This window comes from Streptomyces sp. NPDC110618, from assembly GCF_055657065.1.
This window is the reverse complement of the sequence record NZ_JBVKBN010000009.1, coordinates 1-18,634: the sequence shown is the minus strand read 5'-3', so window position 1 is coordinate 18,634 and position 18,634 is coordinate 1. Positions and strand designations below refer to the sequence as shown.

Below are 18,634 nucleotides of genomic sequence, written 5' to 3'. Positions count from 1 at the left end.
TCGTCTTCAGCCACCAACGCCACATCCCTGAGCCGATGCCAACGGTTTCCCGCGGCTGATCACGACATCCCGAGTTCTTTGTCGATGAGGTCGAACAGTTCGTCCGCCGTGCCGACGGAGTCGAGTTCTCCGTCGTCCACGCCGGCGACCGCCGCTCCGGTCCGCCCGGAGCCGGTGCCGTTGTCGTGTCCGGCACCGTCGCCCTTGGTTGCGAGTTCCTGCCACTTCTCCGTCAGCGTCCGCAGACGGGAAGCGATGGCCGCGTGGTCGTCGCCGCCGACGGCCGCCGCGGCGAACGCGGCCTCCAGCCGGTCGAGTTCGGCCAGCAGCGGGGCCGCGGCCGGGCCGTCGGCCGGCAGGGTGCCGGAGGTCTCCTCCGGCACCCTGATCTGCTCCAGCAGGTGTCCGGCCAGCACCGTCGGTGTCGGGTGGTCGAACACCAGCGTCGCCGACAGCCGCAGCCGGGTGGCCGCGTTGAGCCGGTTGCGCAGCTCCACCGCGGTGAGCGAGTCGAAGCCCAGCTCCTTGAACGCCTGTTCCGGGTCGATCTCGTCGGCGGAGGCGTGGCCGAGCGTGGCCGCCGCCTGCGCGCACACCAGGTCGATCAGGTGCTGCTCCCGGTCGGCCGGGGCGAGCGCCGCGAGCCGTGCGCCGAGGTCCTGCGCCTCGCCCTGCGCGGCGGCCCCGGTGTCGGCGGCCTTGCGGGCCGGGGCGCGCACCAGTCCGCGCAGCAGCGGCGGTACGGCCTCGGCGTGGGCGCGCAGTGCCTTGAGGTCGAGGTCGACGGGCAGCAGCAGCGCCGGGTGCGCGGGGGCCTGAAGGGTGGCGAGCCCCGCTTCGTCCAGGAGCCGCAGGCCTTGTTCGGCGCTGAGCGGCCGCATGCCGCCGCGTGCCATACGGCGCAGGTCGGCCTCGGTCAGCTCGGCCGTCATACCGGTCCCGGACGCCCAGGCACCCCAGGCGAGGGACGTGGCGGGGAGACCCGCCGAGCGGCGGGAGGCCACGAAGGCGTCCAGGAAGGCGTTCGCTGCGGCGTAGTTGGCCTGGCCCGCGCTGCCGAAGGTGCCCGCGACGGAGGAGAAGACGACAAAGGCGGACAGGTCCGCGTCGCGGGTCAGCTCGTGCAGGTGCGTGACCGCGTCGGCCTTCGGGCGCAGGACGCGGGTGAGGCGGTCCGGGGTGAGTGCGGGGATCACGCCGTCGTCGACCACGCCCGCCGTGTGGATCACGGCGGTGAGCCGGTGGCCGGCGAGGGTGGCGGCCAGGGCGTCGTGGTCGGCCACGTCGACGGCGGCGACCTCGACCTGGGCGCCCAACTCGGTCAGCTCGTGTACGAGTTCGGCGGCGCCCGGCGCGTCGGTGCCGCGGCGGCTGGCCAGCAGCAGACGCCGTACACCGTGCTCGGCGACCAAGTGCCGGGCGACCAGCGCACCCAGACCACCCGTACCGCCGGTGACCAGGACCGTGCCCTCCGAATCCAGCGGGGCCGGCACGGTCAGGACCACCTTGCCGACGTGACGGGCCTGGGACAGGTACCGGAAGGCGTCCGGGGCCCGGCGCACGTCCCAGCAGGTCACCGGCAGCGGCTCCAGGACACCCGCCTCGAACAGCGACACCAGCTCGGCGAGCATCTGCCCGATCCGGTCCGGCCCGGCGTCCCACAGGTCGAAGGCCCGGTACAGCACACCACCGGGAACCGACCCCGGGTCACGGATGTCGGTCTTGCCCATCTCCAGGAACCGCCCACCACGCGGCAACAGCCGCAGCGAAGCGTCGACGAACTCACCGGCCAGCGAGTCCAGGACCACGTCCACGCCGTGACCATCGGTCGCAGCGAGGAACGCCGCCTCGAAGTCCGTGTCACGCGACGACGCGATGTGCCGGTCATCCAGACCCGCCGCACGCAACGTGTCCCATTTCCCGACGCTGGCCGTACCGAACACCTCGGCGCCCAGGTGACGCGCCACCTGGGTCGCGGCCATGCCCACACCACCGGCGGCGGCATGCACCAGCACCCGCTCACCCGCACGCAGTTCACCGAGGTCGGTGAGGGCGTAGTACGCGGTGAGGAACACGATCGGCACCGATGCCGCCTGTGCGAACGACCACCCCGACGGAATACGGGCCACAGTCCGGGCATCCGCGACCGCGACCGGCCCGAAGGAGCCGGGGAACATGCCCATGACCCGGTCACCGACGGCCAACCCGGTGACTCCCGGCCCGACTTCGGTGACCACACCGGCGCCCTCGCCGCCGAGCAGCCCGGCTTCTCCGGGGTACATGCCGAGCGCGTTGAGCACGTCGCGGAAGTTGACGCCCGCCGCCCGTACGGCGATGCGGACCTGGCCCTCGGCCAGATCGGCGGACGCCTCGGGGAACGGCAGCAGGGCGAGGGTGTCCAGCGTGCCCTTCTCCGTGCTGTCGAGGTGCCAGGCCGGCTCGTCCACCGGGACCGGAAGCGCGTCGACTGCCGGGACACGGGTCAGTCGCGGCGCGTACAACTCGCCTTCGCGTACGGCGATTTCGGGCTCGGCGCAGGCGAGGGCCGCCGTGAGTGCGGTGCGCGAGGCGTCGGTGCCGTCGGTGTCGACCAGGGCGAACCGGCCCGGCGCCTCGGCACAGGCGGACCGCACCAGGCCCCACACGGCGGCGAGCGCGGGGTCGGCGGGGGCACCGTCCAGCGCCACAGCGCCTTGGGTGACCACGACGAGCCGTGACTCCTCGAAGCGTTCGTCGTCGAGCCATGTCTGTACGGCGTCCAGCACTTGTCCGGTCACGGCATGAACCGAGTCGGCCGTCACGGGGAGCAGCACCGCCGCCGGAACCGGCGCGGGCAGCTCCGCCAAGCTGGAGGACTCCGCCGCGCCGGGCAGCAGCCCCGTGGCCGATCCGATGACCGCGGCATCGACGGTGGCAGTGCCGGGCGCTGTGACCTTGGCCCAGTCGACCTGGAAGAGGCTCTCGCGGTGCCCGTCGGACCCGGCGCGGGCGGCGAGGTCGCCGGAGACCTGGCGCAGCAGCAGTGACTCGACGGAGGCGACGGTGCCGCCCGCCGGGTCGGCCAGGTGGAGCGCGACGGCCTCCGGTCCGGCCTGCACCATGCGGACCCGCAGGGCACGGGCACCGGACGCCCGCAGGGACACGCCGCTCCAGGAGAACGGCAGCCGTCCCTGTCCGGCCTCGGCCAGCGACACGAACATCATCGCGTGCAGTGCGGAGTCCAGCAGCGCGGGGTGGATGCCGAAGCCGCCGGCCAGCCGCTCGTGGTCGTCGGGCAGACCGACCTCGGCGAAGACCTCCTCGCCGCGCCGCCACACGGCACGCAGGCCGCGGAAGACGGGCCCGTAGGCGAACCCGGCCTCGGCGAAGCGCTCGTAGAAGTCGTCCACGGGGACGGCCTCGGCGTTCGGCGGCGGCCAGGCCGTCAGGTCGGCCTCCGCACCGGCCGCGGGCGCGGGTCCGGAGCCGAGGGCACCGCTGGCGTTCAGGGTCCAGGGGTCGGTGTCCAGCGCGTCCTCGGCCCGCGAGTAGACCTCCAGGGTGCGGGAGTCGTTCTCGTCGGGCGCGCCGACCCTGACCTGCACCAGGCGCCCGGTGCGCTCCGGGACGACGAGCGGGGCGGCGATGGTCAGCTCGTCCACGCGGTCGTGGCCGAGTTGTCCGGCGGCGCACAGGGCGAGTTCGAGGAAGCCGGTGCCCGGGAAGAGCACGGTGCCGGAGACGGCGTGGTCGCGCAGCCAGGGGTGAGTGCGCAACGAGAGCCGTCCGGTGAACAGCGCCTCCTCGCTGCCGGCCACGGAGACGGCGGCCCCGAGCAGCGGGTGCTCGGCCGAACCGAGGCCCGCGGAACCGAGGTCGCCGAGGGTGACGCCGGTCAGGTTCGGCCAGTAGCGGCGGCGCTGGAAGGCGTACGTCGGCAGCGGGACGGGGGCGGTTTCCGGCAGCCGGGACGCCCAGTCCACGGCGGCGCCGTCGACGTGCAGCGCTGCCAGCGCGGCCAGCAGGGACTCGGGCTCGGGGCGGTCCTTGCGCAGGAGCGGTACCGATACGGCGGGATCGTCCAGGCAGTTCTGCGCGAGGGCGGTGAGGGTGCCGTCGGGGCCCAACTCCACGTACCGGCCCACGGCTTGCCCCGCGAGCGCCTGTATCGCATCGGCGAACCGCACCGCCTGGCGGACGTGCCGGACCCAGTAGTCGGCGGACGTCAGCTCCTCGGCGGTGACCGGCTCACCGGTCACCGTGGAGACGAAGGTCAACTTCGGGTCGTCGTAGGTGAGGCTTTCGGCGACCTTGCGGAAGTCAGCGAGCATCGGGTCCATGAGTGGGGAGTGGAAGGCGTGGCTGACGCGGAGGGGGGTGACCTTGCGGCCCTGGTCCCGGAAGGGCGTGACAACCGAGTTCACAGCCTCCGCCTCGCCGGCCACGACCACGGCATGGGGGCCGTTGACGGCGGCGATGCCCACCTCGCCTGTGAGCAGAGGCACCACCTCGCCCTCCGAGGCCTGCACCGCCACCATCGCGCCGCCGTCCGGGAGCGCCTGCATCAGACGGCCGCGGGCTGCGACGAGCTTGCAGGCGTCGGACAGCGACCACACCCCGGCCACATGCGCCGCCGCGATCTCACCGATCGAGTGACCGGCGAGCACGTCCGGGCGGACGCCGAAGGACTCCAGCAGCCGGAACAGCGCCACCTCAAGCGCGAACAGCGCGGGCTGGGTGTACTCCGTACGGCTCAGCAGCTCCTGATCCTCACCGAAGACCACCTCCCGCAGCGGGCGCGCCAGCTCGGTGTCCAGGTGAGCGCATACGGCGTCGAAGGCATCGGCGTACACGGGATACTCCTCGTACAACTCCCGTCCCATACCGAGCCGCTGTGAACCCTGCCCCGCGAACAGGAACGCGGTGCGCACATCACGGCGGGCCAGGCCGTTGACCGAGTTCACAGCCACCTCGCCCGAAGCCACCGCTTCCAGCCCTCGCAGCAGCTCCTCCCGGTCGGCACCCCATACAACAGCCCGGTGCTCGAACAGCGACCGCGACCGCACCAGCGACGACGCCACGCCCGTCACCGACACGCCCTCGCCGGACGACACGAACTCCGCCAACCGCCCCGCCTGATCCCGCAGCGCCGCAGCCGTACGCCCCGACACCACCCACGGAATCAACCCGTCGACGTCCTCCGAGCCGGTCTCCTCCTGCATCGGCGGCTCCGCCAGCACCACATGGGCGTTCGTCCCACTGAGACCGAAGGAGGACACACCGGCGCGGCGGGTCCGCCCCTCGGTACTCGGCCACTCCACATGCTCGTCGAGCAGTTCCACGGCCCCGGCGGACCAGTCCACGTGGGACGACGGCTCCTCGGCGTGCAGCGTGCGCGGGAGCACCCCGTGCTGCAGGGCGAGCACCATCTTGATCACGCCCGCGACACCGGCGGCAGCCTGCGTGTGCCCGATGTTGGACTTCACCGACCCCAGCCACAACGGCCGTTCACGATCCTGCCCGTACGTCGCCAGCAGCGCCTGCGCCTCGATCGGGTCACCCAGCGACGTACCCGTGCCATGCGCCTCCACGGCATCCACGTCCGACGGCTTCAGCCCGGCCCCCGCGAGAGCGGCCCGTATCACCCGCTGCTGCGAAGGCCCGTTCGGCGCCGTAAGACCGTTCGACGCACCGTCCTGGTTCACCGCCGAACCGGCCACCACCGCCAGCACCCGACGCCCATGGCGCCGCGCGTCCGACAGCCGCTCCACCAGCACCAGCCCCGCGCCCTCCGAGAACCCGGCCCCGTCCGCCGCGTCCGAGAACGCCTTGCAGCGGCCGTCGGAGGCCAGGCCCCGCTGGCGGGAGAAGTCCAGGAAGAGTCCCGGCGTCGACATGATCGTCACGCCGCCCGCGAGCGCCAGGTCGCATTCCCCCGCCCGCAGCGCCTGCACGGCGAGGTGCAGGGCGACGAGCGCGGCCGAGCAGGCGGTGTCGACGGTGACCGCGGGCCCCTCCAGGCCGAGCACGTACGAGACGCGCCCGGAGACGATGCTGGCGGCGTTGCCGGTGCCGAGGTGACCGCCGACGTCCTCGCCGGAGGCGACGAGGAGCGGGGTGTAGTCGTTGCCGTTGGTGCCGGCGAAGACTCCGGTGCGGGAACCCCGCAGACTCACCGGGTCGATCCCGGCCCGTTCGAACGCCTCCCAGGCCAGTTCCAGCAGCAGCCGCTGCTGCGGGTCCATGGCCAGGGCCTCGCGCGGGGAGACGCCGAAGAAGGCGGGGTCGAAGCCGGCCATGTCCCGCAGGAAGCCGCCTTCGCGGGCGGTGCAGGTGCCGGGGTTGTCGGGGTCGGGGTGGTAGAGGTTGTCGACGTCCCAGCCGCGGTCCGCGGGGAACGGCTCGATGGCGTCGGCGCCGTCGGCGAGCAGCCGCCAGAACTCCTCGGGGCTGTCGGCGCCGCCGGGGAAGCGGCAGCTCATCGCGGTGATGACGATCGGGTCGTCGTCGACGGCGGCCACCCGGGCGGGAAGGCGGCTGTCCTCTTCGGCCGTGGTGTCGCCGAGTTCGGCGAGCAGCATCCGGGCGAGGTCCGCGCAGTTGGGGTGGTCGAAGACCAGGGTGGCGGGCAGGCGCAGTCCGGTGAGCTTGTTCATGCCGTTGCGGAGTTCGACGGCGCTCAGTGAGTCGAAGCCGAGGTCGCTGAAGGCGCGGGTCGGCTCGATGGCCTCCGGTCCGGGGTAGCCGAGGACGGTGGCGACGTAGCCGCGTACGACGTCGAGGACGGCGTCGGCGCGTTCGTCGGGGCGCAGGCCCGCCAGGTGGCGTACCAGCGCGGGTCCGTCGGCGTTGTCGGCGCCGAAGGCGTCGGCCGGGGCCTGCCCCGGCCCTCCGGTGCCCGCCGGGGCGAGGGCGCGCTGGGCGTCGGGCAGGTCGCGGAGCAGGGCGCTGGGGCGGGAGCCGGTGAAGGCGGGGGCGAAGCGGTCCCAGCCGATGTCGGTGACGGCGAGGTAGGTCTCGTCGTGGTCGAGGGCCTGCTGGAGTGCCTGGCAGGCGAGTTCGGGCTGCATGTCGTAGACGCCGTAGCGGCGCAGGCGTTCGCCGACGGCGCCTTCGCCCATGCCTCCGTCGGCCCAGTGGCCCCAGGCGACGGCGGTGGCGGGCAGGCCCTCGGCGCGGCGGCGGGCGGCGAGCGCGTCGAGGAAGGCGTTGCCGGGGGCGTAGTTGCCGAGGCCGGGGCCGCTGATGGTGCCGGAGGTGGAGGAGAACAGGACGAAGGCCGACAGTGGCTTGTCCTTGGTCAGTTCGTGCAGGTGGAGGGCCGCGGTGGCCTTGGTGCGCAGGACCGGGTCCATGCGGCCGGCGTCGAGGGCGTCGATGACGCCGTCGTCGAGGTGTCCGGCGACGTGCAGGACGGCGTCGAGGGGCTGGTCCTCGGGGAGAGTGTCGAGGAGGTCGCGCAGGGCGTCCCGGTCGGTGACGTCGCAGGCGGCGATGGTGACGCGGCCCGCGCCGAGGGCGGTGAGTTCGTCGCGCAGTTCGGCCGCGCCGGGCGCGTCGGCGCCGCGGCGGCTGGTGAGGAGCAGGTGCTCGGCACCGAGGGAGGCGAGCCAGCGGGAGACGTGGCCGCCGACGGCGCCGGTGCCGCCGGTGACGAGGACGGTGCCGCGCGGCCGCCAGGGTTCGCCGGGCGGGGTGGCTCCGGCGAGCGGGGCGCGGTGGAGGCGTCGGCCGTAGGTGCCGGAGGCGCGGACGGCGGTCTGGTCCTCGCCGTCGGGGCGGGCGAGCAGCGCGCACAGCCGGTCGCCGGAGCGGCGGTCGAGGTCGGCGGGCAGGTCGATCAGGCCGCCCCAGCGGTCGGAGTGCTCCAGGGCGGCGACCCGGCCGAGGCCCCAGACGAGTGCCTGGGCGGGGCTGAGGACGGGTTCGGCGGCGGTGACGGCGACGGCGCCGCGGGTGGCGCACCACAGGGGTGCGGCGATGCCGAGGTCGCCGAGCGCCTGGACGAGGGCGAGCGTGCCGGCGAGTGCGGCGGGCACGGAGGGGTGGTCGTGGTGCGGGGTCTCGTCGAGGGCGAGGAGGGAGAGGACGCCGCCGAGGTCGTCGGGGACGAGAGTCGTTCCCTCCGTGAGGGCTTCGGTGATGCGGGCGGCGAGTGCCGCGCGGTCGCAGTCGCTCGCGGCGCCGTCGACGGTGACGACGCGTACGGGCACACCCCGGTCGGTGAGGGCGCGTTGGACGGCGTCGGCCAGGGGGTGGCCGTCGGCCGGTACGGCGAGCAGCCAGGTGCCGGACGGGGGCGCGCCCGCGGTGTCCTGGGTGAGCGGGGTCCAGTGGACGGTGTAGCGCCAGCCGTCGACGGTGGACCGCTCGCGGCTGTCGCGCCGCCAGGCGGACAGTGCGGGCAGCACCTCGCGCAGCGGGGTGTCGCCGCCGAGGTCGAGGGTGGCGGTGAGGGTGTGGAGGTCTTCTTCCTCCACGGTCCGCCAGAAGGCGCTCTCCACGGCGTCGGAGACCTCGGCCGGGGCTGCCGCATCGACGTCGTCGCGGAGTTCGGGCCAGAACCGCAGGCGCTGGAAGGCGTACGTCGGCAGGTCGACGCGGCGGGCGCCGGTGCCGGCGAAGACGCGCTGCCAGTCGACGGTGACGCCGTGGGCGTGGGCCTCGGCGAGGGAGGTCAGGAAGCGGTCCCGGCCGCCCTGGTCGCGGCGGAGCGTGCCGAGGACGACGGCGTCGGTGGCGGTGTCCTCGATGGTCTCGCGCAGCCCGAACGCGACGACGGGGTGCGGGGAGACCTCGATGAACGCGCGGTGCCCGGCGGCGAGCAGGCCGCGTACGGCGTCCTCGAAGCGGACGGTGTCGCGCAGGTTGGTGTACCAGTAGGCGGCGTCGAGCGGGGTGCCGTCGTCGAGCCAGTCGCCGGTGACGGAGGACCGGAAGGGGAGGGCGGCGGGGCGGGGTTCGAGCCCGGCGAGCGCGTCGAGGACGGGGCCGCGCAGGGGTTCGACGTGCGCGGAGTGGCTGCCGTAGTCGACGGCGACCATGCGGGCCTGGACGCCTTCGGCGGTGAGTTCCGCGAAGAGCTCCTCCAGGGCGTCGGCGTGGCCGGAGACGACGACCGAGCCGGGCCCGTTGACGGCGGCGACGGCGAGGCGGCCGTCCCAGCGCTCCAGGCGCGGGCGGACCTGTTCGGCGGGCAGCGGTACGGACATCATGCCGCCGTCGCCCGCGATGGCGGTGATGGCCTTGCTGCGCAGCGCGGCGACCCGCGCGCCGTCCTCCAGGGTGAGGGCCCCGGCGACGACGGCCGCGGCGATCTCGCCCTGGCTGTGGCCGACGACGGCGGCCGGTTCGACGCCGTGACTGCGCCACAGGTGGGCGAGGGAGACCATGACGGCCCACAGCACGGGCTGGACGACGTCCACCCGGTCCAGGTCGGGCGCGTCGGGTCCACCGCGCAGGGCGGCGGTCAGCGACCAGTCCACCCAGGGTGCGAGTGCCTGCTCGCACTCGGCGATGCGGCGCGCGAACTCCGGTGCGGTGTCGAGGAGTTCACGGCCCATGCCGGGCCACTGGGCGCCCTGGCCGGGGAAGACGAGGACGGGTCCGGTGCCACGCCGGTCGGTGCCGCGTACGACGTCGCTGACCATGCGGTCCTCGGCGAGGTCGCGCAGTCCGCGCTCCAATGCGCCGGGGTCGGCGGCGAGGACGACGGCCCGGTGCTCGAAGGCGGTGCGCGTGGTGGCGAGGGACAGGCCGAGGTCGGTGAGGGCGGTGCCGGGGTGGGCGCGCAGGTGGGCGAGGAGCCGTCCGGCCTGGGCGCGCAGTCCGTCGGCGGTACGGGCGGACAGCGGGGCGGGGACGAGCGGCAGCGCCTCGGCGTCGCCCTCGGGGGCCTCGGCGGGTGTGTCGGGGGCCTGTTGGAGGATGACGTGGGCGTTGGTGCCGCTCATGCCGAACGAGGAGACGCCGGCCCGGCGCGGGCGGCCGGTCTCGGGCCACGGCACGGCGTCGGCGAGGAGCCGTACCGTGCCCGCGGACCAGTCGACCTCCTCCGTGGGCGTGTCGGCGTACAGGCTGGCGGGCAGGACGCCGTGGCGCAGCGCCATCACCGTCTTGATGACGCCGCCGACACCGGCCGCCGCCTGGGAGTGGCCGATGTTGGACTTGAGCGAGCCGAGCCACAGGGGCTGTTCGGCGGGGCGGTCCTGTCCGTACACGGCGATCAGGGCCTGCGCCTCGATCGGGTCGCCGAGCGTCGTCCCGGTACCGTGCGCCTCCACGGCGTCCACGTCGGCCGGGGTGAGGCCGCCGTCCTCCAGCGCGGCGCGGATGACCCGCTGCTGGGAGGGGCCGTTGGGGGCGGTCAGGCCGTTGGAGGCGCCGTCCTGGTTGAGGGCGCTGCCCTGGACGACGGCGAGCACCGGGTGGCCGTTGCGGCGGGCGTCGGAGAGCCGTTCGAGGACGACCATGCCGACGCCCTCGGCCCAGCTGGCGCCGTCGGCCTCGGCGGAGAACGGCTTGCAGCGGCCGTCCTCGGCGAGCGCGCGCTGGCGGCTGAACTCGATGAGCGAGCCCGGAGTCGACATCACGGTGACACCGCCGGCGAGCGCCATCTCGCACTCCCCCTGCCGCAGCGACTGCACGGCCAGGTGCAGGGCGACCAGGGACGAGGAACAGGCGGTGTCGACGGTGAGCGCGGGACCCTCCAGGCCGAGCGCGTAGGCGATACGGCCGGACAGGACGCTCGGCGAGTTGCCGGTGCCGATGTAGCCCTCGAAGTCGTCCTTGGCGGCGCCGAGGATGTTCACGTAGTCCTGGTAGGTGACGCCGGCGAAGACACCGGTGAGGCTGCCGCGCCGGGACGCGGGGTCGATGCCGGCGCGCTCCAGGGCCTCCCAGGAGGTCTCCAGCAGCAGGCGCTGCTGGGGGTCCATGGCGAGGGCCTCTCGCGGGGAGATGCCGAAGAAGCCGGGGTCGAAGTGGGAGGCGTTGTGCAGGAAGCCGCCCTCGCGGGCGTAGCAGGTGCCGGGCTGGTCGGGGTCCGGGTGGTACAGCTTCGCCAGGTCCCAGCCCCGGTCGGCGGGGAACGGCGAGATGCCGTCACCGCGGTTGACCACCAGCTCCCACAGCTCCTCGGGGCTGGAGACTCCGCCCGGGTAGCGGCAGGCCATGCCGACCAGCACGATCGGGTCGTCGTCGAGGCGGGCGCGGGCGGCGACCGGCGCTGCCGCCCGGGTCGCGGTGCCGAAGAGTTCGTCGTCGAGGTGCGCGGCGAGCGCGAGCGGGGTCGGGTGGTCGAAGACCAGGGTCGCGGGCAGCAGGACGCCGAGGTCGGCGCTGAGCCGGTTGCGCAGTTCGACGGCGGTGATGGAGGCGAACCCGAGGTCCTTGAAGACGCGGTCGGGCTCGACCTCGTCGAGGTCGGCGTAGTTGAGGACGGCGGCGGTGGTGCGGCGGACCAGGTCCAGTAGGACGCGCTGCCGTTCGGCCGGGGAGCGGCCGTCGAGCCGGTCGACGAGAGCGGTGCTCTCGCCCACGGCGGCCGAGTCGTCGGCGAGGCGGCGGCGGCGGGGGCGCGGGCGGGTCTCGGCGGAGTCCGTACGGATCTCGGCGGTGACCGCGGCGCAGTCCGCACGCGTCTCTTCGGTGACCGCGGGCCGCAGCCGCAGGGAGTCGACGGTGAGGACGGGTGCGCCCGTGGTGTCGGCGGCGAGCAGGGTCAGGGCGTTGTCGCCGGTACGGGCGAGACGGACGCGCAGGACCGCGGCGCCCTCGGCATGCAGGACGGCCCCCTGGACGGCGAACAGCAGCAGGTGCTCGTCGAGTCCGGCGGGCAGGCCGAGCCCGAGGGGCTGCAGTGCCGCGTCGAGGAGCGCCGGGTGCAGGGCGTAGCGGCGGGCCGCGTCACGCTCGCCGTCGGGCAGGGCGACCTCGGCGTACACGTCGTCGCCGTGCCTCCGTACGGTCTTCAGCGCGCGGAACGCCGGTCCGTACGCGGGGCCGTCGCCGGCGGCGAGCCGCTCGTACAGGTCCCCGATGTCGACCGTTTCCGCGCCGGGCGGCGGCCACTCGGCGAGCGACGGCACGCCCGTCCGTGCGGCGGCGGGGGCGAGCAGTCCTTCGGCGTGCAGCGTCCACACGGTGTCGTCGTACGGGCTTTCGCCGTCGGCGGAGTGGATCGTGACCGGCCGGGTGCCGCGGGAGTCGGGTTCGCCGACGCGGACCTGGACGCGGACGGTGCCGTGCTCGGGCACGGTCAGCGGTGCCTGGAGGGTGAGGTCGCGGACCTCGTCGCAGCCGACGCGGTCGCCCGCGTGGACGGCGAGTTCGAGGAAGGCGGTGCTGGGCACGACGACCCGCCCGGCGAGCCGGTGGTCGGCCAGCCAGGGGTGGGAGCGCAGTGACAGCCGCCCGGTGAGGACGGCGGCGTCGCCGTCGGCGACCCGCACGGCGGCGGCGAGCAGCGGGTGCCCGGTGGCGTCGAGGCCGAGGGCGGCGGCGTCGCCGGTGCCGGCGGGCACCTCCAGCCAGTACCGGCGGCGCTGGAAGGCGTAGGTGGGCAGCGCCGGGCACGGCGCTTCGGCGAGGGCGGGCAGGGCGGCCGTCCAGTCGACGGCGGCGCCCCGGGTGAACAACGTGGCGGCTGCCTCCAGCAGGGCGCGCGGCTCGGGACGGTCGTCGCGCAGCGCGGGCACGTGCAGGGCGTCCGCCAGGTCGGTGCCGGACGCGGCGAGGGTGGTGAGGGTGGCGTCGGGGCCGAGTTCCAGGGTGCGGGTGACGTGCTGCGCGGCCAGCGTGCGCACGCCGTCGGCGAAGCGCACGCAGTGGCGCAGGTGCCGTACCCAGTGGTCGGGGGAGGTCAGCTCCTCGGCGGTGGCGGGTTCCCCGGTGACGTCGGAGACGACGGGGATGCGGGGCGCGGCGTACGTCAGCGACTCGGCGACGGCCCGGAAGTCGTCCAGGACCGGGTCCATCAGCGGGGAGTGGAAGGCGTGGCTGACGCGCAGGCGCCGGGTGCGGCGGCCGCGCGCCTCGAAGGCTTCCGCGATCTCGTGTACGGCGTCCTCGGTGCCGGAGACCACAAGGGACAGCGGCCCGTTGACAGCGGCGATGCCCACCTCGCCTGTGAGCAGCGGCAACACCTCCTCCTCGGAGGCCTGCAGCGACACCATCGCGCCGCCCTCGGGGAGCGCCTGCATCAGGCGACCGCGCGCGGCGACCAGCCGGCAGGCGTCCTCCAGGGACCACACCCCGGCGACATGCGCGGCGGCCAGCTCTCCGACGGAGTGCCCGAGCAGTACGTCGGGGCGCACGCCCCAGGACTCCAGCAGCCGGAACAGGGCCACTTCGAGCGCGAACAGGGCGGGCTGGGCGAACTCGGTGCGGTTGAGGGCCTCTTGGTCGTCACCGAACACGATGTCCCGCAGCGGGCGCGGCAGTTCGGCGTCCAGGTGGGCGCATACGGCGTCGAAGGCGTCGGCGAAGACGGGGTACGTGTCGTACAACTCCCGTCCCATGCGGAGCCGTTGCGAGCCTTGGCCCGCGAACAGGAAGGCGGTACGGCCGTCGGCGAGCGCGGAGCCGACGAGGGTGCCCTCGCTCCGGTCGCCCTCGGCGAGGGCGCGCAGGCCGTTCAGGAGGTCGTCGCGGTCGGTACCGAGGACGACAGCCCGGTGCTCGAACACCGCGCGGGTACGGACCAGGGAGGCGGCGATCTCGGTGGGGGTGGCAGCGCCGGGGCGCTCGTCCAGGTAGTTCGCCAGCCGCTCGGCCTGGGCGCGCAGGGCGGCACGGGTACGGGCGGACACGAGCCAGGGCAGCAGGGCGGGTTCGTCGGTCGTCCGCTCCCGCGCGGGCGCCACGGGGGCGGCGGGCGGGGTGGGTGCGGCAGGCGCGGTGGGCGTGGCGGGTGCTTCGAGGATGACGTGGGCGTTGGTGCCGGACACGCCGAACGCGGAGACTCCGGCGCGGCGCGGGCGGTCCTCGTGCGCGGGCCATTCCCGGGCGTCGGTGAGGAGTTCGACGGCCCCGGCCGACCAGTCGACGTGGGACGACGGCTCGTCCACGTGCAGGGTGCGGGGCAGGACTCCGTGCCGCATCGCGAGGACCGTCTTGATGACCCCGGCGACACCGGCGGCGGCCTGGGTGTGCCCGATGTTCGACTTCAACGAGCCGAGATACAGCGGCTGATCGGCGGAGCGGTCCTGGCCGTACGTGGCGAGGACCGCCTGCGCCTCGATGGGGTCGCCGAGCACCGTGCCCGTGCCGTGCGCCTCGACGGCGTCCACGTCGGCCGGGGTGAGGCCCGCCGACGCCAGCGCCTGCCGGATGACGCGCTGCTGGGCGGGGCCGTTGGGGGCGGTGAGGCCGTTGGAGGCGCCGTCCTGGTTGACGGCGGACCCGGCGACAACGGCGAGCACGTGGTGCCCGTTGCGGCGGGCGTCCGACAGCCGCTCCACGACCAGGACACCCACGCCCTCGCCCCAGCCGGTGCCGTCGGCGCCGTCGGAGAACGCCTTGCACCGGCCGTCGGCGGCGAGTCCGCCCTGCGCGCTGAACTCCACGAACGCGCCGGGGTCCGCGAGCACCGTGACACCGCCCACCAGGGCCAGGTCACACTCGGCGGAGCGCAGGGACTGCGCCGCGAGGTGCAGCGCCACGAGGGACGAGGAACAGGCGGTGTCGACGGTGACGGCCGGCCCCTCGAATCCGAACGTGTAGGCGATACGGCCGGACACCACACTGCCCGCGACACCGGTCAGCAACTGTCCGTCGAGCCCCTCGGGCACCTCCCGCAGCCCGGCACCGTATCCGGAGCTGCCCGCGCCCACGAACACTCCGGTACGGCTGCCGTGCAGGGCGTCGGGACGGATGGCGGCGTACTCCAGCGCCTCCCAGGACGCCTCCAGCAGCAACCGCTGCTGTGGGTCGACGGCGAGCGCCTCTCGGGGGGAGATACCGAAGAATCCGGGGTCGAACTGGGCCGCGTCGGCCAGGAATCCACCGGCGCGGGTGTGGCTGCGGCCGTTGCGGCCGTCGCCGGTGCCGCAGAGCGCGTCCAGGTCCCAGCCCCGGTCGGTCGGGAACTCGGAGATCGCGTCCGTGCCCTCGGCGACCAGTCGCCACAGGTCGTCCGGTCCGGCGACACCGCCGGGCAGACGGCAGGCCATACCGACGATGACGACCGGGTCGTCGGTGGTCGGGGCAACCGGTACGGGGCTCTGTCCGGCGTCCTGTGTCCCGTCGCCGAGGAGTTCCGTGCGCAGGAACCGGGCGAGCGCGGCCGGGGTCGGGTGGTCGAAGACGAGCGTGCTGGGGAGGGTCAGGCCGGACTCGACGGAGAGCCGGTTGCGCAGTTCGACAGCCGTCAGCGAGTCGAAGCCGAGGTCCCGGAAGGACCGGGTGGCCTCGACCGCGTCGGCACCGGTGTGGCCGAGCACGGCGGAGGCCGCGGCGCGTACCGAGTCCAGGAGTTCGCGGTCGGCTTCGGGACGGGACAGCGCGGCGAGCCGTTCGCGCAGGCCGGTGCCGGTCGTGGAGTCGGCCGGGGTGGTGTCGGGTGCGGGCCGGGCTTCCGGGATGCCGGTCAGGAGGGCGCTGGGGCGGACGCTGGTGTAGGCCGGGGTGAAGCGGGCCCAGTCCACGTCCGCGACCACGACCACCGGATCCGTGCCGGACACCACCCGCGCCAGGGCGGCGACTCCGCGCTCGGGGTCGAGTGCGATCAGGCCACGGCGGCGCAGCGCCTCCGCCGCCTGGGCATCGGCGGCCATACCCGCCTCCGCCCACGGCCCCCACGCGATGGAGGTGCCCGCCAGCCCACGGGCGCGACGTGCCTCGACCAGCCCGTCCAGACAGGCGTTGGCGGCCGCGTAACCGGCCTGCCCGCCACTGCCCCACACCCCCGCGATGGACGAGAAGACGACGAACGCGTCCAACGGGCGATCGGCCAGCACCGCGTCCAGGTGCACGGCACCGGCCACCTTGCCCGCCCACACCTGGGCCAGTTCGTCGGCCGAGACGGCATCCAGGGACGTGTTCACGACCGTGCCGGCGGCGTGCACCACCGCATCCACCGGATACTCCGCCAGCAGCCCCTCCACCGCCGCACGATCCGCCACATCACAAGCCACGATCGTCACCCGGGCACCAGCCGCAGTGAGTTCGTCCCGCAACTCGACCGCACCCGGCGCCCCGGCACCACGACGACTGACCAGCAGCACATGCTCAGCACCGTTGCCCGCCGCCCACCGGGCCACACGGGCACCCAACGCACCCGTCCCACCCGTCACCAACACCGACCCCCGCGGCCGCCAGGACCCGGTGTCGTTGGTGGAGGTGGCGCGTTCGAGGCGACGGCCGAAGACGCCGGACGCCCGGACCGCGAGCTGGTCGTCGTCCCCGATCCCGGCCAGCACGGCGGCGAGACGGCCGGTGGTGCGGCTGTCGACGGACGCGGGGAGGTCGATGAGGCCGCCCCAACGCCCGGGGATCTCCAGTGCGGCGACCCGACCGAGCCCCCACACGGCGGCCTGTACGGGATCGGGCGCGCCGTCGGACCGGCTGACCGACACCCCGCCCCGCGTGACGGCCCACAGCGGCGCCGTCACCCCCGCATCGCCGAGAGCCTGAACGAGGGTGAGAGTCGCGTGCACGGCCACAGGGGCGCCGTCGCACGTGCCATCGGCGATGGCCAGCAGCGACACCACGCCCGCGACGGGCCCGGCGGCGGAGAGAAGCGCCGCGAGGTCACTTCGGCCGGTGCCGTTCTCGTAGGGCAGGCGCTCCACCTCGGCGCCGTGCGCGGTGAGCGCGTCCGTCACCGAGCGCGCCCAGGCGTCCTCGGTGGGCTCGATCACCAGCCAGCGTCCGGAGAGAGCGGCGGTGGTGGGGACGCCGGTGAGGGGGTGCCAGCCGACGCGGTAGCGCAGGGCGTCCAGGTCGGCCTGTTCCCGGCTCCGGCGGTGCCACGAGGTCAGGGCGGGCAGGACGGCGCCCACCACCTCGGCCTCCAGATCCAACTCCCCGGCCAGCGACTCCAGATCCTCGCGCTCGACCGCCTCCCAGAAACGGGCGTCGGTCCCGCCCGCACCGGTGGCGACCTGCTCCGGACGCGCGGGGGCCGGCCAGTACGTCTCGTGCTGGAAGGCGTACGTCGGCAGGTCCACCGGCGCGACGGCGGCCGGGAAGAGGGCGGACCAGTCGGCCTCGGCGCCAAGGGTGAACGCGGCGGCAACGGCCGCCACGACCGACTCCGCCTCCGGGCGGTCCTTGCGCAGCACCGGGGCGAACAGCTTGCCGACCGCGGAGTCCTGCCCGAGCGCACTCAGGGTGCCGTCGGGGCCGAGTTCCAGGAAGCGGGCGGTGGCGTGTTCGTCGGCGAGGGTGCGTACGGCGTCGGCGTAGCGGACGGTGCGGCGGACGTGGTCGACCCAGTACTCGGGGGAGGTCAACTCCTCGTCGGTGGAGGCGAGTCCGGTGACCGTGGAGACGAGGGGGAGCTTCGGGCGGCCGTAGGACAGGCTCGCGGCGACCTCGCGGAACTCCGCGAGCATCGGGTCCATCAGCGGTGAGTGGAAGGCGTGGCTGACGCGGAGGGGGGTGACCTTACGGCCCTCGGCGCGGAAGCGTCCCGCGATCTCCTCGACCTTGTTCGCGGTGCCTGAAATCACCACGGACTGCGGGCCGTTGACAGCGGCGATGCCCACCTCGCCTGTGAGCAGCGGCAACACCTCGTCCTCCGAGGCCTGCACCGCCACCATCGCGCCCCCCTCGGGGAGCGCCTGCATCAGTCGGCCCCGCGCGGCCACCAGCTTGCACGCGTCCGCCAGCGACCACACCCCGGCCACATGCGCCGCCGCGATCTCACCGATCGAATGACCGGCCAGCACGTCCGGCCGCACACCCCACGACTCCAGCAACCGGAACAGAGCCACTTCAAGGGCGAAGAGAGCAGGCTGCGCGTACTCGGTGCGGTTCAGTACCTCTTGGTCCTCGCCGAAGACCACCTCCCGCAGAGAGCGGGGCAGTTCGGTGTCCAGGTGCGCGCATACGGCGTCGAAGGCGTCCGCGAAGGCGGGATACTGGTCGTACAACTCCCGCCCCATGCCCAGTCGTTGAGAGCCCTGTCCCGCGAACAGGAAGGCCGTACGACCGCTCTCCCCCACCGAGCCGATCACCCCGATGCCGGGCGCCTCCCCCGCAGCGACGGACCGCAGGGCGTTCACCAGGTCCTGCCGTTCGGCACCCCAGACCACGGCACGGTGCTCGAAGAGCGAGCGCGACCGCACCAGCGCCGCCCCCACCTCGACCGGCGACACTTCACCGGCCCGGTCGACGAACTCGGCCAGCCGCCCGGCCTGCGCCCGTAGCGCGTCCCGGCTGCGCCCGGACACCACCCAGGGCACCAGCGCCGGCTCCGCTTCGCCAACCATGGGCGGCTCATCTGCGAGGGGCTGTTCCAGGATGACGTGGGCGTTCGTTCCGGAGACACCGAACGCCGACACGGCCGCGCGGCGCACATGTCCGGAGTCCGGCCAGTCCTGCGGTTGCGACAGCACCTCCACAGCCCCGGCCGACCAGTCGACGCGGGAGGACAGTTCGTCCACGTGCAGGGTGCGCGGCAGCACCCCGTGCTCCATGGCGAGCACCA

General features: G+C 74.2%; 1 protein-coding gene. It reads right to left on the bottom strand.

Features of this window, described 5'->3' with window-relative positions; translation table 11 throughout:
* Nucleotides 1–59: 59 nt before the first annotated feature.
* A partial coding sequence (locus ACZ7L7_RS17625; RefSeq protein ID WP_472076398.1) for a type I polyketide synthase occupies nucleotides 60–18,634 on the bottom strand: 18,575 nt, incomplete at its 5' end.